Source organism: Phaeobacter sp. JH20_34, from assembly GCF_048056095.1.
Lineage (GTDB): Bacteria > Pseudomonadota > Alphaproteobacteria > Rhodobacterales > Rhodobacteraceae > Phaeobacter > Phaeobacter bryozoorum.
This window is the reverse complement of sequence record NZ_JAYMWT010000004.1, coordinates 730,820-757,339: the sequence shown is the minus strand read 5'-3', so window position 1 is coordinate 757,339 and position 26,520 is coordinate 730,820. Positions and strand designations below refer to the sequence as shown.

Here is a 26,520-nt window from a genome sequence, read left to right as displayed (position 1 = left end):
CATTATATAAGAGAGCAAATTCAATGCGTTATAAATACATGTTAAGGCACCACGCAGAGATCGAAGCCGGATCGGAACAGACGCTCTTGCCAATCAACAGGCCCCTGCTGACGTCGATTCGATCCATCTGCCGCGCCGAATACGGCCCGAATAAACCACCCGGGCCCCTGCCGCACATTGGGCCAAAACCGCTTGCACCGGAAATGAGTTCCAATCACTCTGCGAAAATCCTGGCGAGGATTTGTCTGCGCCAAGTGGTCCCGTCAGATGTCCCAAGCCGGTATGGGCCTGCCAGATTTGAGACCTCAGTTTCTACCGTAAAAGGATTTCCCGTGCCCGTAACCAGCCCTCACCCGACCCGCCCATCTTCCCGGTTCCGGCTGCGCACGCCATGGCGCGCGGTTGCGGCGATGTTTGTGCTGAACGGCGCCCTGTTTGGGATCTGGGCGTCGCGCATCCCCGCCGTCGCCGACAGCCACGGGCTGACGCCCGGCGCGCTGGGGTTGCTGCTGTTGCTAATGGCTGCAGGCGCGATCCTCTCCTTCCCGCTTGCCGGACGGGCGGCAGATCGGATGGGGGCCGCCCATGTCACCCGCCGGGTGGCGCTGGCCTATGTCCTCGGGCTGGTGCTGCTGGCGCTAGCGCCGAGCCTGCCGCTGCTGGCGGCCGCGCTCTTTGTCTTTGGTGCCGCCCATGGCAGCATGGACGTAGCGATGAACGCATGGGCAAGCGAGGTGGAGAAACGTGCCGGACGGCCGATGATGTCGTCCTTTCACGCGATGTTCAGCCTTGGGGCCGGGCTTGGTGCGCTGTCTGGCTACGGTGCGGCCTCCGTCGGGGCAGAAATCCCGCTGCATTTCCTGCTCGCCGGGGGGATCGCAGCGCTTCTGACGCTCTCTGTGGCACAGATCCCCTGGACTGCCGACCCCGCCCCCAAGAATCCGATGACAAAACCATCGCTTCTGCCCCGTGGACCGCTGGTTGCGGTGGGATTTGTCGCCTTTTGCGGGGCCGTTGGCGAAGGCGCGATGGCCGACTGGAGCGCGATCTTTCTGGTGCTGACGACGGGCGCCAGCGAAGCGGATGCCGCGCTTGGATTTGCCGTTTTCTCGGTCGCTATGGTGGCAATGCGGCTGATCGGCGATCTTGTGGTTGCGCGGCTCGGGGCCGTCAGCGCCGCTCGCATGGCCGGTGCGAGCGCCTGTCTTGGCGCATTGATCGCGGTGGTGTTTGGCAACTACGCTGCTGCCATGATTGGCTTTGCCCTGATGGGTATCGGCTATGCGCTGGTCATGCCGCTCGCCTTCAGCCGCGCGGCCAGTGATCCCGAACTGCCCGCAGGCGCTGCCATCGCCAGTGTCGCGACATTCGGCTACGGCGGCATTCTGATCGGCCCACCCATGATCGGCATTACCGCCGAGTTGCTGTCGCTGCCTGCCGCCTTTGTGATCCTTGCAGCGCTTTCAGCGTTTATCGTTATATTTTCAAGGGTTCTAAAACGCAGCTAAACCAAGCTCCGGACCCAAAAAGAAGAAGGGAGGCGCTGTGGCCTCCCCCTCCCAGGTGCACGGATCAGGTGGTTCTTGTTACCGCCCGAGGTTGTTGCCTGTGTCCCGATCCGTGTCGGGGTGAGCGCACCCACCCCGGGTTTCCGACCAGCGCGACAGCATCGCCGCGACGGTCACAGTCCAATTCCATCAGCACTCAGCTACAGCCAGAGGTGCCGCCGCAGGTGTTGCATTTCATGCAGGTGCCATTGCGCACCAGCGTGTAATTTCCGCAATCGCCGCAGGCCTCGCCCTCGTAGCCCTGCATCTTGGCCTTGGTGCGGGCGTCCATGCCGCCGGACGCGGCAGGCGCAACGGCTGATGTCTCAGGCACCAGCGACTGCAAGGCAGCGACCGGATCGCCCCCGATGTTGGCCAGCAGCTCGGTCTGCCCGCCCTGCAATACGACCAGTTCCTGCGGCAGACGCTTACGCAGATAGCCGGTGGAGGAAATCTGTTTCAGCACCTCCAGCGACCGCGTCGCAGCGGTTTCGCTCAGTTCCGAGAGATTGGAGACACCCTCTTCCTCGCCCCGGCCCAGATCGTCAAAGCTGGCGCCTTCCGGTTTGACATGAGCCAGATCGGTCCGATCGAGATAGCTGACCGCCAGCTCACGGAACACATAGTCCAGAATGGAGGTCGCATTCTTGATCGAGTCATTACCCTGCACCATGCCCGCGGGCTCAAACTTGGTGAAGGTGAAGGCGTCGACAAACTCCTCCAGCGGCACGCCATATTGCAGGCCAACCGATACCGCGATGGCGAAATTGTTCATCATCGCCCGGAAACCGGCACCTTCCTTGTGCATGTCGATGAAGATCTCGCCAAGGTTGCCATCCTCATATTCGCCGGTGCGCAGGTACACTTTATGGCCGCCAACCACCGCCTTCTGGGTATAGCCCTTGCGGCGCTGCGGCATCTTGGTGCGATGCGATTTCACGATTTCCTTGATGACCACCTTCTCGACGATCTTCTCGGCAAGGGTGATGGCCTTTTCCTGCTGCGACCCGCTTTCGAGAATTTCGGCCGCCTCATCGTCGTCCTCAACCAGTGCCGCCGCCAGCGGCTGGCTCAGCTTGGAGCCGTCACGGTACAGCGCATTGGCCTTCACCCCCAGCGACCAGCTGAGTTCATAGGCCTTCTGGCAATCCTCAATGGTGGCGTCATTGGGCATATTGATGGTCTTGGAGATCGCACCGGAGATAAAGCTCTGGGCTGCGGCCATCATCAGGATATGGCTATCAACCCCTAGATAACGCTTGCCTTTCTTGCCACAAGGATTGGCGCAATCAAAGATGTGATAGTGCTCTTCCTTCAGATGCGGCGCACCTTCCAGCGTCATGGATCCGCAGACATGGTCATTCGCCGCCTCGATATCGCGCTTGCTGAAGCCCAGATGGCGCAGCAGGTCAAAGGTCGGATCGTTCAGCTTAGTCGTCGGGATGCCCAGAACACCGGTGCAGAAATCCTCGCCCAGCGTCCACTGATTGAACACAAAGCGGATATCAAAGGCCGACTCCAGCGCCGCATCGACCTTCGCAAGCTCATTGGGGCCAAAGCCGTGACCGGCCAGCGAGGTGTGATTGATTCCCGGCGCATTGCCGATGGTGCCATGGCCCACGGCATAGGAGACGATCTCTTCGATCTGGGCCGGGGAATAGCCCAGCCCCTCCAGCGCGGCGGGGACCGAGCGGTTGATGATCTTGAAATAACCGCCGCCGGCCAGCTTCTTGAACTTCACCAGCGCAAAGTCCGGCTCGATCCCGGTGGTGTCGCAATCCATGACCAGGCCAATGGTGCCGGTTGGGGCCACCACGGTGGCCTGCGCATTGCGGAACCCGTGACGTTCGCCCAGCTCCAGCGCCTCGTCCCAGCTGCTCATCGCCAGTTCCGCCAGACGCGGGTCCGGGCAGTTGGCACTGTCAAGCGGCACCGGCTTCACGGCCAAGCCTTCGTAGCCGTCGACCGCGCCGTGCGCGGCTGCGCGATGGTTGCGGATCACCCGCAGCATGTCGCTTGCGTTTTGCTCGTAGCGGGCAAACGGCCCCAGCTCGGAGGCCATCTCGGCGGAGGTGGCATAGGACACGCCGGTCATGATCGCGGTCAGCGCACCGCAAAGCGCGCGCCCTTCGGCGCTGTCATAGCCGTAGCCCATGTTCATCAGCAGGCCGCCGATATTGGCATAGCCAAGACCCAGCGTGCGGAAATCATAGGAACGCTGCGCGATTTCCTTGGACGGGAACTGCGCCATCATCACCGAGATTTCCAGCGTCACCGTCCACAGACGGCAGGCGTGCATGTAATCCTCGGCCTGGAACACCCCGTCCTTGAGGAAGGTCAGCAGGTTCAGCGACGCGAGATTACAGGCGGTATCGTCCAGGAACATATATTCCGAACAAGGGTTTGAGCCGCGAATCTCACCGTCGGAGGGGCATGTGTGCCACTCGTTCACTGTGTCGTGGAACTGGATGCCCGGATCGGCGCAGGCCCAGGCCGCATGACCGACCTTTTCCCACAGATCCCGTGCCTTCACGGTTTTGGCAACCTTGCCATCGACCCGGTTGATCAGCTGCCAGTCGGCGTCCTTCTTCACCGCATGAAGGAAGGCGTTGGTGACCCGGATCGAGTTGTTGGAGTTCTGACCGGAAACCGAATTATAGGCGTCGCTGTCCCAGTCGGTGTCATAGGTCGGGAATTCAATCGAGGTATGCCCCTGCTTGGCATAGTCCAGAACGCGCTTCACATAGGTCTCGGGGATGGCGACCTTCTTGGCTTCGCGGATTGCCTTTTTCAGCCCATCGTTGACGGCCGGATCATAGGCGTCAGCCTCGGCCCCGTCCCAGCTGCGAATGGCCTCGAAGAGACCGTTCAGCATCTTCTCGTGCATCTTGGAGCCTGCGACGATGGAGGCCACCTTCTGCTCTTCGATCACTTTCCAGTCGATGAACTGTTCGATATCCGGGTGATCTGCATCGACGATCACCATCTTGGCGGCGCGACGGGTGGTGCCACCGGATTTGATCGCGCCGGCTGCCCGGTCACCGATCTTGAGGAAGCCCATCAGGCCAGAGGATTTGCCACCGCCGGACAGCGGTTCGCCTTCGCCGCGCAGATGGCTGAAATTGGTGCCGGTGCCGGAGCCATATTTGAACAACCGCGCCTCACGAACCCAAAGATCCATGATGCCGCCGTCCTGCACCAGATCGTCAGAGACCGACTGGATAAAGCAGGCATGGGGCTGCGGGTGCTCATAGGCGCTGTCAGATTTGGTCAGCTGGCCGGTTTTGTAATCGACATAATGGTGACCCTGTGCCGGGCCGTCGATGCCATAGGCCCAATGCAGACCGGTGTTGAACCACTGCGGGCTGTTCGGCGCGGCGCGTTGGGTCGCCAGCATATAGCGCATCTCGTCGAAATAGGCGCGCGCGTCTTCCTCGGTTGAGAAATAGCCGCCTTTCCAGCCCCAGTAGCACCAGGCGCCGGCCAGACGGTCGATCACCTGTTTGGAGGAGGTCTCGCCGCCAAATTCCACATCATCACCGGCCGGAACCGAGCGCCATAGGAACTCGGGCACGCCTTTTTCACGGAGCTTTTTCAGTTTGCTCGGGACGCCGGCTTTACGGAAATATTTCTGCGCAATCACATCGCTGGCGACCTGGCTCCAGCCCGCCGGAACCTCGACGCCCTCAAGACGGAACACAATGGTGCCGTCTGGATTGCGGATCTCCGACGTTGCAGGGACAAAGTCCAGATCGGCATATGCGTCCTGCCCAGATTTTGTAAATTTCCGTTCAATCTTCATGCCATCTGCCTCTTTTTTGCAGTCCCACTGTCACAAATCACGCCTTTTGGCCGACGCGTCTCTTCTCGTTCTTCGCCGCAAAACACCCTGCTGCGCACCTCACATAAGATGCGTGCCAGGGCCGAGGCCCCATATCCGCCAGCGCTAAATGCTTTGCTTGGTCTGGTGTAGCACCGGGTGAAATCCACCATATTTTGTGCTGCATCATCCGACGTACACAATTTGACGTATTCAGGCATATGGGGTCAACGGCATTTTTAGGCTTTCGTAACCATCTTTTTCGTTGACGATAGCTTAATGGTCTGCGGTCGATCACGAAGCTGCGATTCAGAGTTGATCACTTTACCTGGCACGGTCCCAAGAGCCCCATCCATCCGACGCGATAAATCCCCTTGCGGAGAGGGGCTTGCCGCATGTCACGCCGCATCAACGGCAGCAGCGAACTCTTCTGAAACAGAAATCACTCAACCAGACCGAGGGTTGAAAAAATGAAATACACGCCCTCCAGATAGAAGGCGTGCCCAGGTGTTTTTTTTCCCTGTTGGCACGAAGCGTAAAAAGAAATCGACGCCAAGGCGCGTCAGTTGGTTAAGCAACCCTTAACAGACATAGCGAGACGCCTGATTTGGTCATAATTTGGAAACCAGTCCGAATCTCCTCAGCGAGCCCTCAGGGACTGAACAGCGCCCCTGCCCGTCCGCGGATGACGGATCTGCGCCCCCATCGTATCGGTCAGCTGGAACGCGAAACGCCGACAGCCCTGTGACAGGCATGTCGGCGTCTACGTCACATCCAGATGGATGAAATGGTCGGGGCGGCGAGATTCGAACTCACGACCCCCTGTACCCAAAACAGGTGCGCTACCAGACTGCGCCACGCCCCGGACCGTGCGCCTTCCTAGCGTTGCCGATCTGATTTGAAAAGCCCTAACAGGGCCAAATTGCGCCTGTCGTTGAAAAAACTTCATGGCGCAGCTGGGTGCCGACTGAAATCCCATAAAGCGCGGCAAGACCGCCGTTGATTTCCAGCACGGCATAGACGTTGTCACCACCCGGAATCGGCGTCAGGTCCCCGGGAATGGCGCGATGGTGAATATGGCGCACCGTGCCGCTGCTGTCGACAAACAGCATGTCCAGCGGGATGAGCGTATTCTTCATCCAGAAGCTAGCGCGCTGCGGCGCCTCATAGACAAACAACATGCCATTGCCACGCGCCATATGGGGCCGGTGCATCAACCCCTGCGCGCGTGTTTCTATGGTATCGGCGATTTCTACCGTGAACTGCGCCTGCCCCCAGGGGCCGCGCAGGCTGACCAGATCAGGGCGGCAGGCCTCTTCGGCCTGCACCGCCCCGGCCGCCACAATCGCAGCGACCGACATAATAGAGAGAGCGGTGGCTCTGGCTCCTGTTGTCATCCTGTCTGACAATCGGGTCCAGGCGTGCCGCATCACCTTAGTCCTGCTTTTCCAGAAGCGCCGCTTCCCAGGCCAGCACCTCGACCGCCATGCGGCCGCGTTTGCCGTCGATCACCCGCATCCCAAGCGCCTCGCCCGGTTGCAGTTCCGACAGACCCGACTGGCGCAGAACCTCGACATGAAGAAACACGTCTTCGTCGCGGCCAAACACATTGGCAAAACCAAAGCCCTTGCCTTTGTCGAACCATTTCACCCGCGCAGGTACCAGTGGCTCGGCGCTCAGCGTCTCGGCATCAATCTCCGCGAAATCGCTCAGAACCGGGCTGTCGTCGCGAACCGGCGGCGTGATCGACAGGACTTCCACCGCCTGAACACCACGCTCGGTGCGATGCGTCACCAGTTCAACCTCGGCCCCGTCCGCGATGGAACTCTGGCCGAAGTTACGCAGCACGTTCACATGCAGCAGGATATCTGGTCCGCCCTCATCAGAGACGACAAATCCGAACCCTTTGGTCGGATCGAACCATTTCACCAGCCCGCGTATTTGCTGCAAACTGCTCAAGTCTTCTGCCACTGCTGTAGTCCACCGTGTTCTTCAGTTTTTAACCAGTAGGTGATGCTCTATTCTCGGTTCTGAGTTCAAGCCAAAAACGGACACCAATATCACAATTCTGCTATTTTCCGATAGTGACCTAAGGGCACAACCGCTCCACCGTCCAAAGCGCTTCGGGTGTTTCGCGCCGCCAGACAAAGCGATCATGCAGACGAAACGCGCCATCGGCCCAGAACTCGATCTCAAGCGGCGTCAGACGGTAACCGCCCCAGAATGGCGGGCGCTCGGGATTTGACCCTTTGGTGGCTGTGACCTTGGCCACCTCCGCCATCAGCGCACCCCGGCTCGACAAGGGGCGCGACTGCGCCGAGGCCCAGGCCCCCAGTCGGCTCTTGAGGGACCGGGATTTGTAATAGGCATCGGCCTGCGGGCCGTTCTCGCGACTGATGATCCCGCGCGCGCGCACCTGGCGTCGCAGCGATTTCCAATGCATGACAAACGCCGCCTTGCCAGCGCCATCCAGCTCCTGCGCCTTGGCGCTTTCGTAATTGGTATAAAAGACAAAGGCTGCGTCCTCGATCTCTTTCAGCAGGACCATCCGGCAATTGGGCAACCCATCGGCATCCACCGTCGACAATGCAATCGCATTGGGATCGTTGATCTCGCTCTCTTCCGCCTCGCTCAGCCAGCTGCGCGCGATGGCAAAGGGATCCTCCCCCGCAAAGATACCGCTGCGATCGGACATGGCGCACCTCTTGGACTGTTATTATATGGGTCTGGCTGGCGCGATAATGCGCATGGCTGACAGCAACCTAGGCCGAGACAGGACAAACGACAAGAGACAGCGCTCTTGAAGCGCCTCGCCTGACAGACTAAACGTCGTCTAATTCGAATATCACAGGCGGAGAACCTGCATGTCTAGTCAACTGATGGCCGGCAAACGTGGCCTCATCATGGGCCTTGCCAATGATAAATCCATCGCGTGGGGCATTGCCAAAGCCTGCGCCGACGCCGGCGCCGAGCTTGCGTTTTCCTACCAGGGCGATGCCCTGAAGAAACGCGTCGACCCGCTGGCGGCGCAGCTTGGCAGCGATATCGTCCTGCCCTGCGATGTGGCCGATGAGGGCTCCGTTGATGCGCTGTTTGCAGCGCTGGAAGAAAAATGGGGCAAACTGGACTTTCTGGTGCACGCCATCGGCTTTTCCGACAAGAACGAGCTGCGCGGTCGCTATGTCGACACCACCCGTGGCAACTTTCAGATGACCATGGATATCTCGGTCTACTCCTTCACATCGGTGATGCAGCGCGCCGAGAAGATGATGTCCGAGGGCGGCAGCGCGGTCACACTGACCTATTACGGCGCCGAACAGGTGATGCCACATTATAATGTCATGGGTGTCGCCAAGGCCGCGCTCGAAGCATCGGTCAAATACCTTGCCGAAGATCTGGGCAAGGACGGCATCCGTGTCAATGCGATCTCTGCCGGACCGATCAAGACGCTGGCCGCCTCGGGCATTGGTGATTTCCGCTACATCATGAAATGGAACGAATATAATTCGCCGCTGCGCCGCAACGTGACCATTGATGACGTGGGCAAATCCGCGCTTTATCTGCTGTCGGATCTGTCCTCCGGCGTGACCGGCGAGAATCTGCACGTGGATGCCGGCTATCACGTCGTCGGGATGAAGGCGGTTGACGCCCCTGACATCGATGCGGCAACCGGGCGCAAATAAACACGGGTCCAGCAGATGCTACGCGCATCTGCACCACAGAGAATGACACAGCAGGCGCGCGGCCCACGCGCGCCTCTTCCAATGACAGGGACCCACCATGACACTCGCCGCTTTTACCGCTTCCGTCCTCCTGTGCCTGATGGCCGCCATCAGCCCCGGCCCCGCCGTTCTGATGGCTGCGCGCGTCGGCCTGGCCCATGGCTGGCGCAGTGGTCTGGCGCTGGCGATTGGCATCGGTGCGGGTGCGGTGTTCTGGGCCTCCGCCGCGCTCTTCGGGCTGAACCTGCTGTTTGACTATGCCCCCTTCCTGCTGACCCTGCTGAAAATCGGCGGCGCCATGTTCCTGATCTACATGGCCTGGAACATGTGGCGCCATGCCAGCGAACCGATGTCGCAGGACAGTGACACACAATTGCCGCAGACTGCTTTTGCGGCCTTCCGTCTTGGGATCTTCACCCAGCTGGCCAACCCCAAGCCGGCCGCCTTTTTCGGCGCCGTTTTTGTCGGCACCGTTCCCGAAGGCAGCAGCAGCCTGGCCCTTGCCGCGCTGCTCACCTGCATCTTTCTGGGTGAAGTCACTTGGAACACCCTCGTGGCCCGTATCTTCTCCTTTGAGAAAACGCGCCGCGGGTATATCAATCTGAAACATGTGATCGACCGGGTCTTTGGTGGTCTGCTGGCCGCCCTCGGCGTCAAGATCGCCGCCCTCTGAGGGCAGATGCACGATCCCGGACGCCAGACCCTAACAGGAGCATCAAAAACATGACCGATCGTCTGCCTCATGAAAAAGGCTTTCATATTTCCTGGGACCAGCTGCACCGCGACAGCCGCGCACTGGCGTGGCGTCTGGACGGGCAAGGCCCCGACGAAGGCGCCTGGCGTGCCGTTGTCGCCATCACCCGTGGCGGCATGGCTCCGGCCATGATCGTCAGCCGCGAACTGGATATCCGCATCGTCGACACGATCGGGGTGAAATCCTATCATCATCAGGATCAGGGACAGGCCGAGGTGCTGAAAGCCCCCGACGCCGAACTGATGGGCAACGGTGAAGGCGTGCTGATCATCGACGATCTGGTCGACAGCGGCAAAACTCTGGAACTGGTGCGCCAGATGTATCCCAAGGCGCATTTTGCCACCGTCTATGCCAAACCCAAAGGTCGGCCGATGGTCGATACCTTCATCACCGAGGTGAGCCAGGACACCTGGATCTTCTTCCCCTGGGATATGGCGCTGCAATATGTCGAACCCTACCGCGGGACCGACTGATCATCGACTGACGGACCACCAACCGTCACACGACGCATGGAAAGACGCACCTTCGGGGGCGTCTTTTTTCGTTTCCGCGCCGGGGATCTGCTGGGATTTTTCCGGCGCAGGTCAAACCCCCTTGCAAAACCGGCGCAGTTGCGGCGGAGTGGCCAAAGCGCGCCATCGCTCTGGCCGGTGACGCGCCGACGCAAGACAGGACACCCGATGCCACAGGCCCGATTTCCCCACGCCCGCACCAAAGACACCTTTGTCTCGCCCATCGTCGATTCCCGGCGCTGGTTGGAGGGGCTGAACCTGCCTGCTGACATGCCGCTCCTCAATCTCAGTCAGGCGGCGCCTGCGGACCCGCCGCCCGAGGGGCTGCGCCGCGCCATCGCAGAGGCCGCCCTTGGCGACGACAGCAGCCACCTTTACGGGGCGGTACTGGGCCGGGACAGCCTGCGCGCCGCGCTCGCCGCAAAAATGGGCCGCCACTATGCGGCCGACCTCAAGGCGGGTGATGTCGCCATCACCTCCGGCTGCAATCAGGCCTTTGCCGCGACCATCGCGGCGCTTTGTGGTGAGGGTGATCAGGTCATTCTTCCGACCCCCTGGTATTTCAATCACAAAATGTGGCTCGACATGCAGGGGGTCGAAACCTGCCCGCTGCCAGTCGGCGCAGCCATGCTGCCCTGCCCGGATGCCGCTGCAAAGCTGATCACCGACCGGACCCGCGCCATCGTTCTGGTCACACCCAACAATCCCTGCGGGGTCGAATATCCCGGTGGTCTGGTACAGCGGTTCTATGATCTTGCCCGTGCCCACGGTCTTGCCCTGATCGTGGATGAGACCTACCGCGACTTTGACAGTCGGGATGGCCCACCCCATGGGCTGTTTCAGGATCCCGGCTGGTCCGACACGCTGATCCACCTCTATTCTTTCTCCAAGGCCTATCGGCTCACCGGGCACCGGCTGGGTGCCGTGGCCGCGCATCGCGATCACCTGCAGGAGATGGAGAAGTTCCTCGACACGGTCACCATCTGCCCGGCGCAACTTGGTCAGGTCGGCGCGCTCTGGGGGCTGGAAAACCTCGACGACTGGCTCGCCGCAGAGCGTCAGGAACTGCTGCGCCGCCGCGCTGCCATCGAGTCCGGGTTTGCGCCGCTGGCGGCGCGTGGCTGGCAGCTGCTCGGTTGTGGCGCCTATTTCGCCTATGTGGCCCACCCGTTTGACCAGCACAGCGACCCGCTGGCCCGGCGTCTGGTAAAAGAGGCAGGTATCCTGATGCTACCCGGCAGCATGTTCACGCCCAAGGGTGATCCATCGGGCGCCCAGCAATTCCGCATCGCCTTTGCCAATGTCGACACATCCGGCATCCGGACCCTGTTCGACCGGCTGGCAAACTGGGCCCCGTGAGCTGAGGCCTCCGCAATCTCACCCTCTCACCCGCTCTGAACGCAGGCACAGATCAGTCGTCCCTTGCCCCTTTCAAGGTGGCAGCGTATTCAGAGCCTCGACATTTCAGCATTCCCGGCTGCCCCGTGCAGTCCGGCGACCGGCAATACGAGGACATCATGGCTGCAGGCATGAAAAAACTATCAAATACATTTGTCTGGATCCTGATGGGGATGCTGATCATCGGCCTCGCCGGCTTTGGTGCGGTCAATTTCACCGGATCGGTGAACTCGGTTGCGGTGGTCGGAGATCAGGAGGTCTCGGTCGATGACTACGCCCGCGAATTGCAGCGCGAACAGCGCGCGCTGGAGGCCCAGACCGGCCAGCGCATTCCTATCGCGCAGATGACAGCGCTTGGTCTTGATCGCGTGGTACTGGGACGGTTGATCGCCATCGCCGCACTCGATCAGGAAAGCAGCAATCTGGGCCTGTCCATCGGCGATCAGAACCTGTTCGACGAAATCAGCCGGATCCCGGCGTTCCAGGACGGCAGCGGCGCCTTCAATCGCGACACCTATCAATATGCGCTGGACAATATCGGCCTGAGCGAAGCCGCCTTCGAGGCCGACCTGCGTCGCGAATCCGCCCGCACCCTGGTGCAGGGTGCCATCATGGCAGGCACCGAAATGCCCGACACGCTGCGCGACACGCTCACCAGCTATGTCGGCGCCCGTCGCAGCTTTGACTGGCTGCCGGTCAGCCCCGACAGCCTCGCCCTGACGGCCGTCGACCCCAGCGAAGAAGAGCTGCGCAGCTTCTACGAGGCGCATATCGATCGCTTCACCCTGCCCCGCACCAAGGTCATCACCTACGCCGCCCTGCGCCCCGATGCGCTGGTTGACGAAATCGAGATCGACACCGCCGCGCTGGAACAGCTGTTCAACGAGCGCAGCAATGAATATCAGGTGCCCGAGCGCCGTCTGGTGGAACGTCTGGTCTTTGCCAACACCGAAGCGGCCGCCAGCGCCAAGGCGCAGCTCGACATCAATGGCAGCACGTTTGAAGCACTGGTCGCCGATCGTGGTCTCAGCCTGCAGGACGTGGATCTGGGCGATGTGACCATGGGCGACCTCGGCGGCGCCGGACAGGACGTCTTTGCCGCGCAGGTCGGCGATGTGGTTGGCCCGCTCGACAGCGATCTCGGCCCGGCCCTGTTCCGCGTCAATGGCCGTCTTGAGGCACGCCTGACCAGCCTTGATGATGTCAAGGACGAGCTGCGCGCCGAGCTGGCAACCGACCGCGCCCGCCGCCTGATCGAAACCCGCGCCGAGGACATCAACGACATGCTCGCCGGTGGTGCCACGCTGGAAGAGCTGGTCAACGAACCCGGCATGGAGCTGGGCAAGATCGACTGGCACAACGGCAGCACCGATGGCATCGCCGCCTATGACGGGTTCCGCACCGCCGCTGCCGCTGTCAGCACCGAAGATTTCCCCGAGGTCGACTTCCTCGAAGATGGCAGCCTCTTTGCCATTCGCCTGGATGAACAGCTTGAGCCACGCCCCGAACCCTTTGCAGAAGCTCAGGACAAACTGCGCGCCGCGTGGCAGGAGCAGCGCCTTCAGGATGCCACCGTCACCGAAGCCGAGCGTCTGGCAGACCTGCTGAAGAGCGGCGATGCGCTGCCCGAGGGCGTTGAGCTTACATCCGAAACCGGCCTCACCCGCGCCGCCTATATCGACGCAGCCCCGCAGTCGCTGATGGCCCGAGTCTTTGATCTGGCCGAAGGCGAGGTCGCCGTGGTCAGCGACGAAAGCGCCACTGTTGTTGTGCGCCTCACCGAAACCCTGCCGGTGGCCGACACGCCGGAGATGACAGCGCTGGCCGAGGCGATGGGCACCCAGCTGGATCAGGCGCTAGCTCAGGCCCTGTTCGAAGCCTTCGTGCAGGACGCCCAGACCCGCGCCGCGCCGCGCATCGACCCGCAGGCGCTCAATGCCGTGCAGGCCAACTTCCAGTAATCAAGGCAGATCCAGATGGCCCTGACCCCCGATTTCGAGACCTTTGCCAAAGCCTATGAGGCCGGTGAAAACCAGGTTGTCTACACCCGGCTTGCCGCCGACCTCGACACGCCGGTGTCGCTGATGCTGAAGCTGACAGGCGCCCAGAAAGACGCCTTCATGCTGGAATCCGTCACCGGCGGTGAGGTGCGTGGGCGCTATTCGATCATCGGCATGAAACCGGATCTGGTCTGGCGTTGCCACGGGGAGCGCTCGGCCCTGAACCGCTCGGCGCGGTTTGATGCAGATGATTTCACTGCTCAGGACGGCAACCCGATGGATAATCTGCGGGCGCTGATTGCCGAAAGCAAAATCGCCCTGCCCGACGATCTGCCGCAGGCGGCGGCCGGCCTTTTTGGCTATCTCGGCTATGACATGATCCGGCTGGTCGAACATCTGCCGAACGTGAACCCTGATCCGCTTGGCCTACCCGATGCGCTGATGCTGCGCCCCTCGGTGATCGCCGTGCTCGACGGGGTCAAGGGCGAGGTCACAGTGGTCTCCCCCGCATGGGCCAGCGAAGGCCAGTCTGCCAAGGCCGCTTATGCCCAGGCTGCCGAGCGGGTGATGGACGCGGTGCGCGATCTGGAACGTGCCATGCCCGCCGAAAGCCGCGACCTTGGCGACGCCGACGAGGTTGCGCCCCCGGTGAGTAATTTCACCAAAGAAGGCTATATGGCCGCGGTGGAGAAGGCCAAGGACTACATCCGCGCCGGTGACATCTTCCAGGTGGTGCCGGCACAGCGCTGGACACAGGCCTTCCCGCAGCCGCCTTTCGCGCTTTACCGCTCCCTGCGCCGCACTAACCCCTCGCCCTTCATGTTCTACTTCAACTTCGGCGGTTTCCAGGTGGTCGGTGCCAGCCCCGAAATCCTGGTCCGCGTCTTCGGGCAGGAGGTCACCATCCGGCCGATCGCAGGCACCCGCCCGCGCGGCGCCACGCCCGAGGAAGACAAGGCGCTGGAACTGGATCTGCTGGCCGACAAGAAAGAGCTGGCCGAACACCTGATGCTTTTGGATCTGGGCCGCAACGACACCGGCCGGGTGGCGAAGATCGGCACTGTACGCCCCACCGAAAAATTCATCATCGAACGCTACAGCCACGTGATGCACATCGTCTCCAACGTCGTGGGCGAGCTGGCGGAGGACAAGGACGCGCTGGATGCCTTCTTTGCCGGCATGCCCGCAGGCACCGTCTCCGGCGCGCCAAAGGTGCGCGCGATGGAAATCATCGACGAGCTGGAGCCGGAAAAACGCGGCATCTACGGCGGCGGTGTTGGCTATTTCTCGGCCGGCGGCGACATGGACATGTGCATCGCGCTGCGTACCGCCATCGTCAAGGATCAGACCCTCTATATCCAGGCCGGCGGCGGCGTTGTCTATGACAGCGACCCGGAGGCGGAATATATGGAGACCGTCCATAAATCCAACGCGATCCGCCGTGCCGCCGCAGATGCGGCCCGCTTTACCGGCAATGGCAACGGCTAGGCGCGGACAGAACCGCAGCCCCCGAGTGTCTGCGCGCGCGGCATCTCATGCGCGCGGCATCTCGACCGCCTGTCATCTTTCCCAAAATACTCTCGCCGAAGGCAAAAAAGGCGTCCCTCGTTCAGAGGGGCGCCTTTTTCACGCGGGCTCAGCCCGGCGCGCCGATCACTCGGCCTGCACCTGCGCCCGCAGAGAGGCCGACACCGGCGCCAGCGCCACCCGGTTGGCACGATCCTGAAGCCCCCAGATCAACAGTGCCGAAATCGTATCCGGCTGTACCCGACCCAGCATGATCACCGCACCTTCCTGCCCGGCGCGGAAGGCAGCCTGATCCAGGAACCGGCGAATGGCCCGGGGATCCTGTCCGGCGCCATCGAAATCACGGAAGACCACACCGGCCGGCACCCCCTCACGCAGCGCCAGTTTCTGCACGGTATTCAGACCGGCATCCTGCGTCACCATCCCGTAGCCCATCGCGCCAAGCGCCGTGGCCATCTGATCGGCCAGCGGGCGGTTGCCCTGAAACCCGGTCTCGACCCCTTCCAGCACGGCGACAGCCTCCGGCAGGGTCTCCAGCCAGACCTGCAAGGCTGTTTCGGCATCCTGTGGCCCCGCATCGCGCGGCAAATCCGCCACCACCATGACCTCGAAACCAGCCGCGCGATGGCGGGCCATCTTGGCTGCGGCCTCGGGATCTTCGGGATCCAGCGCAAAGGTCAGCGGATAGGGGAAATCCTGCAAGGCTTCGGCGCCAATGGCCTTCGCATCGTCAATCAGGACGATCGACATCAGCGCGCGCCCGTCCTCCGGGGTAAAGGGCTGGGCATTCTGCTCAAACGGCACCCCGGCGGATGGCGTCGCAATCTGGCTGCCAGCGGCAGGGGCCTTGGCGTCATCGCGTTCGGTCAGCGGGCGCACCGGCGTGCCGATCTGCGGACGGCCAGCACTCTCAGAGGCTGAAGCGGATGGTTCTGGCGTGGAATTCGTGGTCGGCAGATCCGCAATCCGCCGCGTCGCTGGCGCCGTCGATGCTGCTGACCCGGTTCCGGCACTTTCTGGCGGGCCGACGCTTTCTGGCTGCGAAGGCTTGGCCTGGGCATCACTGGCCGCTGGCTGCGTGCCCACCTGCGCTGGTCCGGCGCGGCCGGGCGCCGGCAGCACAGGTGTCGGTGTGGGCCCGGGGGCTGCCCCAAGCGCCGGACCTGACGCCCCGCGCGTGGCTGGGCTGCTCAGCACCGGATCACCGGTTGCAATATTCGGCACCGGCAGACGGCTGGCGGCTGCGCTGCCGCTTGGCTCCTCGTCGCTGGGTGCAGCTGTTGCCGCAGTGCGGCTGTCGCCACCCGGATTGGCCTCAGTGCCCTGATCCGGGGTGGAGGCCAGCCGGGCTGGGGCTTCGCTTGCTGCCGCAGGCACCGGCGGCTGCGCCGGATCCGACACCACGACAAGCCTCTGCTCCTGACTGGGCGCATTGGGGGCCGGCAAGGCCTCAACTGGGGTAACAGGCGCATCGCGCCCGACATCAATGGCAGGCGCACCGACACCGCCCGGAGCAGCACGGGTGCCGCTCCCCAGTTCGGTGCCAACCTCAGGACGTTCCGCCGGACCCGTATCGGCATCGGCCAGCGCCGCCAGATCATCGCCCACGACCTGCGGATCCAATGCAGCGGGCGGCGCCTCCACCAGATCTGGATCGGTGCCGCCACCGTCAACCGGCGTTTCCGCCGCCGGAGCCTGCACGACGCTGCGCGCCGGTTCAGCCACGCTGACCTCGACCGATTTGGGCAACGGCACCGACAGCGACCACACTACGGCGCCGCCTGCGGCCACCAAGGCCCCGAAACTCACGCCTCCAAGAAACCCTCGCATCTCTGTCCTGCCTCTCGTTGCCTTCTGGAACCGGTCGCATTCTGTCGGTCAAGCCGCCCCAACACCCCGTGGCCCGATTGGCCTGGCCGCTGCTGGTGATGTGCACTTGACGCTGCCGCGCAACCCTGAACATGTATGTCGCGACCACTATACTGCGGCGCGGCCCCGGCCCGCCAGCCCTTAAACGAGCCCCGCGACTATGCTGCTGCTGATCGACAACTACGACTCCTTTACCTACAACCTCGTGCATTATCTGGGCGAATTGGGCGCTGATGTGCAGGTCCATCGCAATGATGCGCTGAACGTACAGGATGCGATGGCGATGAACCCCGCCGGCATCCTGTTGTCGCCGGGGCCCTGCGACCCCGATCAGGCCGGCATCTGCCTGGCCCTTACCGAAGCCGCCGCCGAAACCCGGACCCCGCTGATGGGCGTCTGCCTTGGCCACCAGACCATCGGTCAGGCCTTTGGCGGCAAGGTCGTGCGCTGCAAGGACATCGTTCACGGCAAGATGGGCACCATGCACCACAACAACACCGGACTATTTGCCGGTCTGCCCTCCCCCTTTGAGGCGACACGCTATCATTCGCTGGTGGTGGAGCGCGACAGCCTGCCGGACAGTCTGGAGATCACTGCAGAGCTGGAAGATGGCACCATCATGGGGCTACAGCACAAGACTCTGCCGATCCACGGCGTCCAGTTCCACCCGGAATCCATCGCCTCCGAACACGGCCATGCGCTGCTCAAGAATTTCCTCGACGTGATGAAGGTGCCGGCATGAGCAATCAGATGAAGCCGCTGATCGACGCCGCTGCGGATCGCCCTCTCAGCCGGGCCGAAGCAGAGGCCGCCTTTACCCATCTGTTCGAAGGCAATGCCACGCCCAGCCAGATGGGCGGCCTGCTGATGGCCTTGCGCACCCGTGGCGAGACGGTCGATGAATACGCCGCCGCCGCCGCCGTCATGCGTGCCAAATGCAATCCCGTGGTGGCACCTGCGGGCGCGATGGACATCGTCGGCACCGGCGGTGACGGCAAGGGAACGCTCAATATCTCCACCGCCACCGCCTTTGTCGTGGCCGGTGCCGGAACCGTTGTCGCGAAACATGGCAATCGCAACCTGTCGTCAAAATCCGGCGCTGCGGATGCGCTTGGCCAGATGGGCATCAATGTCATGGTCGGCCCGAAAGTGGCCGAACAGGCGCTGCGCGAAGCAGGCATCTGCTTCATGATGGCGCCGATGCATCATCCGGCCATCGCCCATGTCATGCCCACCCGGCAGGAACTGGGCACGCGCACGATCTTCAACATTCTCGGCCCGCTTACCAACCCGGCCGGTGTCAAACGCCAGCTCACCGGCGCCTTCAGCCGCGATCTGATCCGTCCGATGGCCGAAACCCTCGGGCAGCTGGGATCCGAACAGGCCTGGCTGGTCCATGGCTCCGACGGCACCGATGAGCTGACCATCACCGGCGTCAGCTGGGTTGCGGCACTAAACCCAGGTGGCAATGTCACCGAAATGGAGATCCACCCCGAGGACGCAGGCCTGCCGGTTCATCCGTTTGAGGCAATCGTCGGCGGCACACCCGAAGACAACGCAAAGGCGTTTGAGGCGCTGTTGTCAGGCGAAGCATCCGCCTACCGGGACGCGGTGTTGTTGAACTCTGCCGCCGCCCTGCTGGTGGCAGGCGCCGCGGATGATCTCAGAACCGGCGTCGAGATGGCGCGCAGCAGCATCGACAGCGGCGCCGCACGGGGCAAGATTGAAGCCGTCGCGCGGATCACCACAGCAGCTGCTGACAGCAAATGACCCCAGACCTCCCCGTTCCGGGTGGCTGGGGTGACCTGCCGTTTTTTGCCAATGATTATGCAACCATCGCCAAGGCGGTGGCGGATGACCCACGTCAGATCCTGCCGCCCGTGGCGCAGCGGCTGGCGGCGCTGGACCTGACGCCGCCCGACCGCACCCGCGTTGTCATCCTCGGTCAGGATCCCTATCCGACGCCGGGTCATGCTCATGGTCTGGCCTTCTCGGTGGAGCCGGATGTCCGCCCCTTACCGCGCTCCTTGAACAATATTTTCAAGGAGTTAAGTGCTGACCTTGGTGTCGAGAAACCCAATGGCGACCTGCGCGGATGGGCCCGTCAGGGTGTCTTGCTGCTCAATACCGTGCTCAGCGTGCCCGCAGGTGAGGCCAACGGCCACAAGCATCTGGGCTGGCAGGCGCTGGCCGATCAGGTGCTGGCCCGGAGCAGTCAGCGCCCGACGGCCTACATATTATGGGGTAAACAGGCCCAAGGGCTTGAAAAACATATTCAACCGGGCGATCACCTTATTCTGAGGACGGCCCATCCTTCACCCCTCTCGGCGCGCCGCGGCTTTTTCGGATCGTGCCCGTTTTCGGCGGTGAACAGCTGGCTGGCCCAACGCGGGCAGCCGCAGATTGATTGGAACGCGTGACCGGAGGCGTCAAGATGACTGAAACTGTGCTGGACAAGATCAAGGCCTATAAGCTGGAAGAGGTCGCCGCCGACAAGGCCGCCAAACCGCTTGAGACCGTCGAGGCCGAGGCCCGTGAAGCCGATCCGGTGCGCGGCTTTGCCAAGGCGTTGATGGCGGCCGGCCGTCAGGGTTACGGGCTGATCGCCGAGATCAAAAAAGCCAGCCCCTCCAAAGGCTTGATCCGCGAAGACTTCGATCCCGCAACCCTCGCCAAAGCCTATGAGGACGGCGGCGCAACTTGCCTGTCCGTGCTGACTGACACACCCAGTTTTCAGGGGGCAAAGCCGTTTTTGCCAGCGGCCCGCAATGCCTGCGCCCTGCCGGTGCTGCGCAAGGACTTCATGTATGATACCTATCAGGTGGCCGAGGCCCGTGCCCTTGGCGCCGATTGCATCCTGATCATCCTCGCTTCCGTCTCCGACATGCAGGCCGCCGAACTGGAGGCCGCTGCCTTTGAATGGGATATGGATGTGCTGCTTGAGGTTCATGACGAGGAAGAGCTGGACCGCGCCTGCAAGCTGAAATCGCCCCTCCTCGGCATCAACAACCGCAATCTCAAGACCTTCGACACCACGCTCGACACCACGCGCACCCTGTCGCGGCTGGTGCCTGCGGATCGTACCATCGTCTGTGAAAGTGGTCTTGCGACGCCCCAGGATCTCTCCGACATGGCGCGGTACGGCGCCCGCAGTTTTCTGATTGGCGAAAGCCTGATGCGCCAGGCGGATGTGACCGCCGCAACCCGTGATATCCTCGCAAACCCGCTGATGCCGGGGGCCATGTGATGGCGCTTACACATTTCGACGGCAAGGGCGATGCCCATATGGTCGACGTCTCCGACAAGGCGGTGACGGCGCGGATCGCCACCGCCGAAGGCCACATAAGCATGGCGCGTGAAACCTTTGATATCATTTCGGAAGGTCGGGCAAAGAAAGGCGACGTTCTGAGCGTTGCCCGGCTGGCAGGCATCATGGGTGCCAAGAAAACGCCCGATCTGATCCCGCTCTGCCACCCGCTTCCGGTGACCAAAGTTGCCGTCGAACTGTCGCTCGATCCGGACCTGCCGGGGGTGCGCGTGGAAGCCACCGTAAAAACCACGGGCCAAACCGGCGTCGAGATGGAGGCGCTTACGGCTGTCTCCACCGCCGCGCTCACCGTCTACGACATGGCCAAGGCGGTGGATAAGGCGATGCAGATCGGCGGCATTCGCATAACATTGAAAGACGGCGGAAAATCAGGCCGTTACGAGGCGTAGATGATCTCAGTATCCGAGGCCCTCGACACAGTTCTGAAACTGGTGGCCCCGATGCGGGTCGAAACGGTGCCGCTGCGCGCCGCAGCCGGTCGCGTTCTTGCGGCGCCGGTCTCGGCCAATCGCGACCAGCCGCCCTTCGCTGCCTCCGCGATGGACGGCTACGCGGTAAAGGCAGCCGAGGTTGAGCGTGACGCCATGTTCAAGGTGATCGGAGAAAGCGCCGCCGGTCATGGCTTCAAGGGCCGCGTCGGCCCCGGTCAGGCGGTCCGTATCTTTACCGGAGCGCCAGTGCCCGAAGGCGCTGATTTTGTGGTTATCCAAGAGGATACAAGCCGCACCGGATCCCTGATCACGATCTCGGATCATCCGGGGCCCGGCAACAATATCCGTCCCAAGGGTGGCGATTTTCAGCTCGGCAGCACGATCACGGCGCCGCGTCTGCTGTCGTCTGCCGATATCGCGCTGCTGGCCGCGATGAACATCGCCGAGGTGCCGGTGCATGTACGTCCGACCGTTGCCCTGATCTCGACCGGCGATGAACTGGTGCTCCCCGGCGATACGCCCGGCCCCGACCAGATCATCGCGTCCAACACCTTTGGTCTCGATGCGCTGCTCACGGCGGCTGGCGCCCGCGTCCGCATTCTGCCAATCGCCCGCGATACCGAAGGCAGCCTGCGCATGGCCCTGGATCTGGCCCGCGAGGCGGATCTGATCGTGACCATTGGCGGTGCCTCGGTGGGCGATCATGATCTGGTTGCCGGGGTGACCGAAAGCCTGGGTATGGCGCGCGCCTTCTACAAGGTTGCGATGCGCCCGGGAAAGCCGCTGATGGCCGGGACACTAGGCCGGTCCGCCATGGTCGGCCTGCCGGGAAACCCTGTGTCTGCAATGGTTTGCGGCCATGTCTTCCTGTTACCGATGCTGCGCGCCATGCAGGGGCTCCCGCCCCATGGTCCGCAACCGGCCGAGGCCCCCCTGGCGCAGGACCTGCCGGCCAACGGCCCGCGTACCCATTACATGCGGGCGCGGCTCAGCGCGGCCGAGCTGCATGTGTTTGACGATCAGGACAGCGCCCGGCTGACATTGCTTGCCGAGGCCAACGCGCTTGCCATCCGTCCCGCCAATGATCCGCCCCGCGCCAAGGGCACGATGCTTGCCTACCTTCCGATCTGATCGGATACGGCGATGCACGTCGGCGGATTTCACTTTGCCAACAATTCAGCATCAATTCGGCTGCGTTTGACAGGTTTCATGCGACATGCCGTTGACACAAAACGGGAACATGCGTAGAACAAAGCGAAACATCGAGCGGCTGAGAGGGATGTCATGCTGACGAAGAAGCAACTGGACTTGCTGGATTTCATCAACACACGTCTGCAAAAGGATGGCGTCCCCCCAAGTTTTGACGAGATGAAGGTGGCGCTTGACCTGCGCTCAAAATCGGGCATCCACCGGCTGATCACCGCTTTGGAAGAACGCGGATTTATCCGCCGCCTCGCACATCGTGCCCGCGCGATCGAGATCATCCGCCTGCCGGACAGCCTCGGCAGCGCCCAGCAGATGACAGAGGCAGCGCCATCCGAACCGGCCAATCAGGTCTCCGCCCCGGCAATGATCGCCGCGATGGAGCTGCCCGTGATGGGTCGCATCGCCGCCGGTGTCCCGATTGAGGCGATTAACCAGGTCTCCCATCAGGTCGCGGTCCCGGCCTCCATGCTGTCAGCCCAGGGGCAGCATTTCGCGCTGGAGGTCCGTGGTGATTCAATGATCGAAGCCGGCATCAATGATGGCGATATCGTTGTCATCCGCGAAACCTCCGTGGCTGACAATGGCGATGTGGTGGTTGCGCTGGTCGATGGACAGGAAGCCACGCTGAAACGCATCTACCGCAAAGGCAGCACCATTGCGCTGGAGGCGGCAAACCCGGCCTATGAGACCCGCCAGTATCCGCAGGATCAGGTAAAGGTGCAGGGCCGCCTTGTCGGACTTATCCGCACCTATTGACCAGAGGGTCGCCCTCGAAGGTTACCCGCCCCAAGAAACACGCCTTTGAAAGAGGCTGTCGAGGATTATCACCTGTCGCGCTGTGGAGTATGGCTCCACAGTCGGTCACCAGCCACGTCGCTCGCCGAGATCCAGCGCCCGTCCGGTTGCAGTTGCACACTGCCAAGGGTGCGCAGGCTATCAGCATCAAACACCCTGCAGCCCCCCACCGGTGACAGTGGGATCGCGCTGACCAGCACCGTGTCTGCCGAGCAATCGCTCAGCGCTTCTGCGGCCGCCTTGCCAATCACATGGATCAGCGGCTGATCAGAGAGCGCGAGATACGCCGACACCGATTTGCCCGCAACGCTGGGCGCCGCCACCGCGATCCGCTGCCACAGCAGCGCACGCTCGGCCTGGGTTAGCAGGCTGCCGTCGTTCTCCGCCCATCGCTCGGCCGCATAGCCATGCCCCTTTGCGCGGGACAAGGCGCGGCCCTGCGCTGTCATCACGCCAACCAGCCCACCATTTGGCGCGATCAGGACCACGGGTCGGGGATGTCCGTACCAGAGCCCCGCTGCCGCCAGCAGAACCGGCAGACCAACCCAGCGCAGCCGCCCGCGCCAGAGGGCAAGCAGCAGCGCGCCGAGGGCAACCAGCGGCAACACCACGGCGGGCGGCATCTGGACCGCACCCTGCGCGCCCTCCAGTCCGGCCACCCAATTGGCAACCGACAGGATCCAGCGGATGCCGAGGTCCATCAGCGCCAGCCCGACACCGGATGCCCCGACCGGTGCGAGGCAGAGCGCCAGCACCGCCGCAGGAACCACCAGCAACCCCATAACCGGCACCGCCAGAACATTGGCCAGCAACCCGTAGTGAGACAGCATATTGAAATGCGCCGCCCCAAAGGGGGCCGTGGCAACGCCCGCAACCAGGGACGACAGCACCACCCCACCCACCATCCGCAGCCAGCGCGCGCCACCCGGCGCAACGTGATCCCGCAGCGCGCCGAAGACGACCACCAGCGCCGTTGTCGCCGCAAAACTCATCTGAAACCCGGGGCCAAGCAGGCTTTCCGGGCGGATCGCCAGGATCACCAGTGCCGCAAGCGCCACCGCCCGCAGCGACAGGGCGCGCCGATCCAGCAGCACCGCACCCAGCATCATCGCCACCATGACATAAGCACGGGTACTGGCGACCTGCATGCCTGACAGCATCAGGTAGGCGCTCGCCGCAAGAAGCGCACCAACCGCGGCCAATTTCTTGGCGTTTACCCGCTGCGCATAGGCCGGAACCAGCGCCATCAGCAGCCGCAGGCCGCCAAAGACGACGCCCGCCAGAAGCCCCATGTGCAGCCCTGAAATTGCCAGCAGATGTGCAAGGTTGCTGGCTCTAAGCGCCTCCAGTTCCGCCTGCGGGATGGCCGAGCGATCCCCGGTGGTGATGGCCGCGGCAAAGCCACCTGTGGCTTTCGGCATCTGGTCACGGATACGGTCGGAAATCCGCTGTCTCAGCTGCTGTACGGGCAGATCAGACCGGCTCGGCTGAACGCGCAGAACCGGCACCCGAGTATAGCCAACAGCCCCCAGGCACTGAAACCAGGCGTGCCTGCGAAAATCAAAGCCATGGGGCTCCACCGGTCCCTGCGGCGGCATCAGATGTGCGGTGGTCATGACCCGGTCGCCGATACCCGGCAGCGCGGCCCCGACCGGCAGCGACAGCCGCACCCGCGCCGGAGTGGCCCCAGCCGCCAGACGGTCCAGCACAGGCTGATCGAGGGTGATGCGCAGCCGGTCCCGGGCGGAGCGATCTATCGCGATTACCCGCCCTTCGACCGGGCCGTAGTAGCGAAAACTCAGCACCGGGGCGGCAACAGAATGGGCGCGCATCCCGGCGGCCGCAAAGCCGAGCGCAATCGTCACAATCGCCCAGCCCAGAAACACCAGCCCGTCCTGCCGGTCACCACGTCGCAACAGCAGCGCCCCACCCAGCGCAACGCCGCCCAGGCCGAAATAGTGAACCGCCACAGGTTCAAACCGCAGAGAAAAGAAAAAACCGATCCCGGTGCCGAACAGGACCGGCACCCAGGGAAACAGCTCCCCGCGCTGGGATTGCAGCAGACTGTCAAGAATGCCCAGGGCGCGCATGCTTGCTCCTTGCCTTCTGGCTCGGTAGACAGGCGACAAAACTACCCTTTCCATGGTTTCCAAAAGGTAAATCACCCCCATGTCCAAACCGGTCGTCACCCGTTTCGCCCCCTCTCCCACCGGCTATCTGCATATCGGTGGTGCGCGCACCGCGCTGTTCAACTGGCTTTATGCCCGTGGGCGCGGCGGCAAATTCCTGCTGCGTATCGAGGACACCGACCGCGAGCGCTCCAACCCCGAGGCGACCGCCGCCATTCTGCAGGGCATGGCCTGGCTGGGTCTGGATCACGATGGCGAGGTGGTCAGCCAGTTCGAAGGCGCCGAACGTCATGCCGCCGTTGCGCGTGAACTGCTTGAGGCGGGCAAGGCCTATAAGTGCTTTGCAACGCAGGACGAAATTGCCGCCTTCCGCGACCAGGCCAAGGCCGAGGGCAAATCGACGCTCTATCGCTCGCCCTGGCGTGACGCCGATGCCAGCAGCCATCCCGATGCGCCCTATGTGATCCGCATCAAGGCGCCGCAGCAGGGCAGCACCGTCATCCGAGACGAGGTTCAGGGCGATGTCACCATCAAGAACGAGCAGCTTGACGATATGATCCTGCTGCGCTCGGATGGGACGCCCGTCTACATGCTGGCCGTGGTGGTGGATGATCACGATATGGGCGTCACCCATGTCATCCGGGGCGATGACCACCTCAACAATGCCGCGCGCCAGATGATGATCTACGAAGCCATGGGCTGGGATGTTCCGGTCTGGGCCCATATCCCGCTGATCCATGGCCCTGATGGCAAGAAACTGTCCAAACGCCACGGCGCCCTCGGCGCGCAGGAATACCAGGCGATGGGCTATCCGGCTGCGGGCATGCGCAACTATCTGGCGCGTCTCGGCTGGAGCCATGGCGATGACGAATTTTTTACGGATGAGCAGGCCCGTGACTGGTTCGACCTTGACGGTATCGGCAAAAGCCCGGCACGATTTGACACCAAGAAGCTCGAAAACCTCTGTGGTCAGCACATTGCGATCAGCGATGATGCTGCGCTGCGGAATGAGCTGCAGGCCTATCTTGCCGCTGCTGGCAAGCCACAGTTAAATGACGTTCAGTCAAACGATCTTGAACGTGCGATGTATTGCCTCAAGGACCGGGCCAAGACTTTTCCGGAGCTGCTTGAAAAGGCTCATTTTATTCTGGCTTCACGCCCGCTCGATCTCGACGAGAAGGCGGCAAAGGCCCTGGCATCTGTATCCGACGGTATACTGAGTGAATTGACGCCGCAGCTGCAAAATGCTAGCTGGTCTCGAGACGATCTGGAGGCGCTTCTGAATACATTTGCAGAAGCACGGGATACCAAGTTCGGCAAACTGGCAGGCCCGTTGCGGGCAGCGCTGGCAGGCCGTGCGGTAACACCTTCAGTTTTCGATATGATGCTGATTCTGGGCCGGGACGAAACACTGGCCCGACTCGCCGACGTTGCCGACTGACCCCATCGTTAACCGCTGGGTAAGCCGGTACAGCTATGACC

The 26,520-nt window shown here is 62.6% G+C and carries 21 protein-coding genes and 1 tRNA gene; 15 read left to right on the top strand and 7 right to left on the bottom strand.

Annotated elements, in window-relative coordinates; all coding sequences use genetic code 11:
* The first annotated feature begins 332 nt into the window (after positions 1–332).
* A complete protein-coding gene (locus VWZ81_RS05200) occupies positions 333–1,508 on the top strand; it encodes an MFS transporter (RefSeq protein WP_416542245.1) in 1,176 nt (391 codons plus the stop codon).
* A gap of 196 nt (positions 1,509–1,704) precedes the next feature.
* On the opposite strand, the gene VWZ81_RS05195 is transcribed toward VWZ81_RS05200, so the two are convergent.
* From VWZ81_RS05195 to pdxH, 5 genes are all read right to left on the bottom strand, one after another.
* Positions 1,705–5,349, bottom strand: coding sequence for a vitamin B12-dependent ribonucleotide reductase (locus VWZ81_RS05195; protein WP_416542244.1), 3,645 nt, complete (start codon positions 5,347–5,349; stop codon positions 1,705–1,707).
* A gap of 806 nt (positions 5,350–6,155) precedes the next feature.
* Positions 6,156–6,232 (bottom strand) — tRNA-Pro (locus VWZ81_RS05190).
* Between the two features lie 43 nt (positions 6,233–6,275).
* On the bottom strand, positions 6,276–6,797 hold the full coding sequence (locus VWZ81_RS05185; RefSeq protein WP_416542243.1) for a DUF192 domain-containing protein: 522 nt from the start codon (positions 6,795–6,797) through the stop codon (positions 6,276–6,278).
* A 4-nt stretch (positions 6,798–6,801) separates the two neighbouring features.
* On the bottom strand, positions 6,802–7,338 hold the full coding sequence (locus tag VWZ81_RS05180) for a cold-shock protein (protein WP_340545682.1): 537 nt from the start codon (positions 7,336–7,338) through the stop codon (positions 6,802–6,804).
* A gap of 118 nt (positions 7,339–7,456) precedes the next feature.
* Complete coding sequence (gene pdxH / locus VWZ81_RS05175) at positions 7,457–8,062, bottom strand: pyridoxamine 5'-phosphate oxidase (RefSeq protein WP_416534875.1); 606 nt, start codon at positions 8,060–8,062, stop codon at positions 7,457–7,459.
* Positions 8,063–8,231: 169 nt separating this feature from the next.
* On the opposite strand from pdxH, the gene fabI reads away from it, so the two are divergent.
* The 6 genes from fabI (at position 8,232) to trpE (ending at position 15,241) form a co-directional block, all read left to right on the top strand.
* Complete coding sequence (gene fabI / locus VWZ81_RS05170) at positions 8,232–9,050, top strand: enoyl-ACP reductase FabI (RefSeq protein ID WP_340545684.1); 819 nt, start codon at positions 8,232–8,234, stop codon at positions 9,048–9,050.
* Positions 9,051–9,147: 97 nt separating this feature from the next.
* Positions 9,148–9,762 carry a LysE family translocator gene (locus VWZ81_RS05165; RefSeq protein ID WP_416542242.1) on the top strand — a complete coding sequence of 205 codons (615 nt, stop codon included), beginning with the start codon at positions 9,148–9,150 and terminating at the stop codon, positions 9,760–9,762.
* A gap of 50 nt (positions 9,763–9,812) precedes the next feature.
* Positions 9,813–10,316, top strand: coding sequence for a xanthine phosphoribosyltransferase (gene gpt, locus VWZ81_RS05160; protein ID WP_340545686.1), 504 nt, complete (start codon positions 9,813–9,815; stop codon positions 10,314–10,316).
* 207 nt (positions 10,317–10,523) lie between these two features.
* Complete coding sequence (locus tag VWZ81_RS05155; protein WP_416542241.1) at positions 10,524–11,714, top strand: aminotransferase; 1,191 nt, start codon at positions 10,524–10,526, stop codon at positions 11,712–11,714.
* A gap of 158 nt (positions 11,715–11,872) precedes the next feature.
* A complete protein-coding gene (locus tag VWZ81_RS05150) occupies positions 11,873–13,714 on the top strand; it encodes a SurA N-terminal domain-containing protein (protein ID WP_416542240.1) in 1,842 nt (613 codons plus the stop codon).
* Positions 13,715–13,729: 15 nt separating this feature from the next.
* Positions 13,730–15,241, top strand: a complete 1,512-nt coding sequence (gene trpE, locus VWZ81_RS05145) for an anthranilate synthase component I (protein WP_416542239.1) — start codon at positions 13,730–13,732, stop codon at positions 15,239–15,241.
* A 165-nt stretch (positions 15,242–15,406) separates the two neighbouring features.
* On the opposite strand, the gene VWZ81_RS05140 is transcribed toward trpE, so the two are convergent.
* On the bottom strand, positions 15,407–17,110 hold the full coding sequence (locus VWZ81_RS05140; RefSeq protein ID WP_416542238.1) for a divergent polysaccharide deacetylase family protein: 1,704 nt from the start codon (positions 17,108–17,110) through the stop codon (positions 15,407–15,409).
* A 199-nt stretch (positions 17,111–17,309) separates the two neighbouring features.
* Between VWZ81_RS05140 and VWZ81_RS05135 the strand changes: the two genes are divergently transcribed.
* From VWZ81_RS05135 to lexA, 7 genes are all read left to right on the top strand, one after another.
* Positions 17,310–17,891, top strand: a complete 582-nt coding sequence (locus VWZ81_RS05135) for an anthranilate synthase component II (protein WP_416534870.1) — start codon at positions 17,310–17,312, stop codon at positions 17,889–17,891.
* The gene (gene trpD, locus VWZ81_RS05130) at positions 17,888–18,919 is read left to right on the top strand and encodes an anthranilate phosphoribosyltransferase (protein WP_340545692.1); all 1,032 of its coding nucleotides are present in this window, start codon (positions 17,888–17,890) and stop codon (positions 18,917–18,919) included. Before VWZ81_RS05135 ends, trpD begins: the two co-directional genes overlap by 4 nt.
* Positions 18,916–19,569: a uracil-DNA glycosylase gene (locus tag VWZ81_RS05125; RefSeq protein WP_416542237.1), complete on the top strand. Its 654-nt coding sequence runs from the start codon at positions 18,916–18,918 to the stop codon at positions 19,567–19,569. The genes trpD and VWZ81_RS05125 overlap by 4 nt, the downstream gene beginning before the upstream one ends.
* Before the next feature lie 14 nt (positions 19,570–19,583).
* Positions 19,584–20,396: an indole-3-glycerol phosphate synthase TrpC gene (gene trpC / locus VWZ81_RS05120; protein WP_416534868.1), complete on the top strand. Its 813-nt coding sequence runs from the start codon at positions 19,584–19,586 to the stop codon at positions 20,394–20,396.
* Positions 20,396–20,866 (top strand): cyclic pyranopterin monophosphate synthase MoaC, encoded by a 471-nt coding sequence (moaC, locus tag VWZ81_RS05115; RefSeq protein WP_416542236.1) that lies wholly within the window; start codon positions 20,396–20,398, stop codon positions 20,864–20,866. The genes trpC and moaC overlap by 1 nt, the downstream gene beginning before the upstream one ends.
* Entirely contained in the window at positions 20,867–22,039 is a 1,173-nt protein-coding gene (glp, locus tag VWZ81_RS05110) for a gephyrin-like molybdotransferase Glp (protein ID WP_416542235.1), read from the top strand. It begins immediately after the preceding gene.
* Positions 22,040–22,192: 153 nt separating this feature from the next.
* Complete coding sequence (gene lexA, locus VWZ81_RS05105) at positions 22,193–22,870, top strand: transcriptional repressor LexA (protein ID WP_340545697.1); 678 nt, start codon at positions 22,193–22,195, stop codon at positions 22,868–22,870.
* 68 nt (positions 22,871–22,938) lie between these two features.
* On the opposite strand, the gene VWZ81_RS05100 is transcribed toward lexA, so the two are convergent.
* On the bottom strand, positions 22,939–24,999 hold the full coding sequence (locus tag VWZ81_RS05100; protein WP_416542234.1) for a ComEC/Rec2 family competence protein: 2,061 nt from the start codon (positions 24,997–24,999) through the stop codon (positions 22,939–22,941).
* Between the two features lie 79 nt (positions 25,000–25,078).
* Between VWZ81_RS05100 and gltX the strand changes: the two genes are divergently transcribed.
* A complete protein-coding gene (gene gltX, locus VWZ81_RS05095) occupies positions 25,079–26,479 on the top strand; it encodes a glutamate--tRNA ligase (RefSeq protein ID WP_416542233.1) in 1,401 nt (466 codons plus the stop codon).
* Positions 26,480–26,520 lie beyond the last annotated feature (41 nt).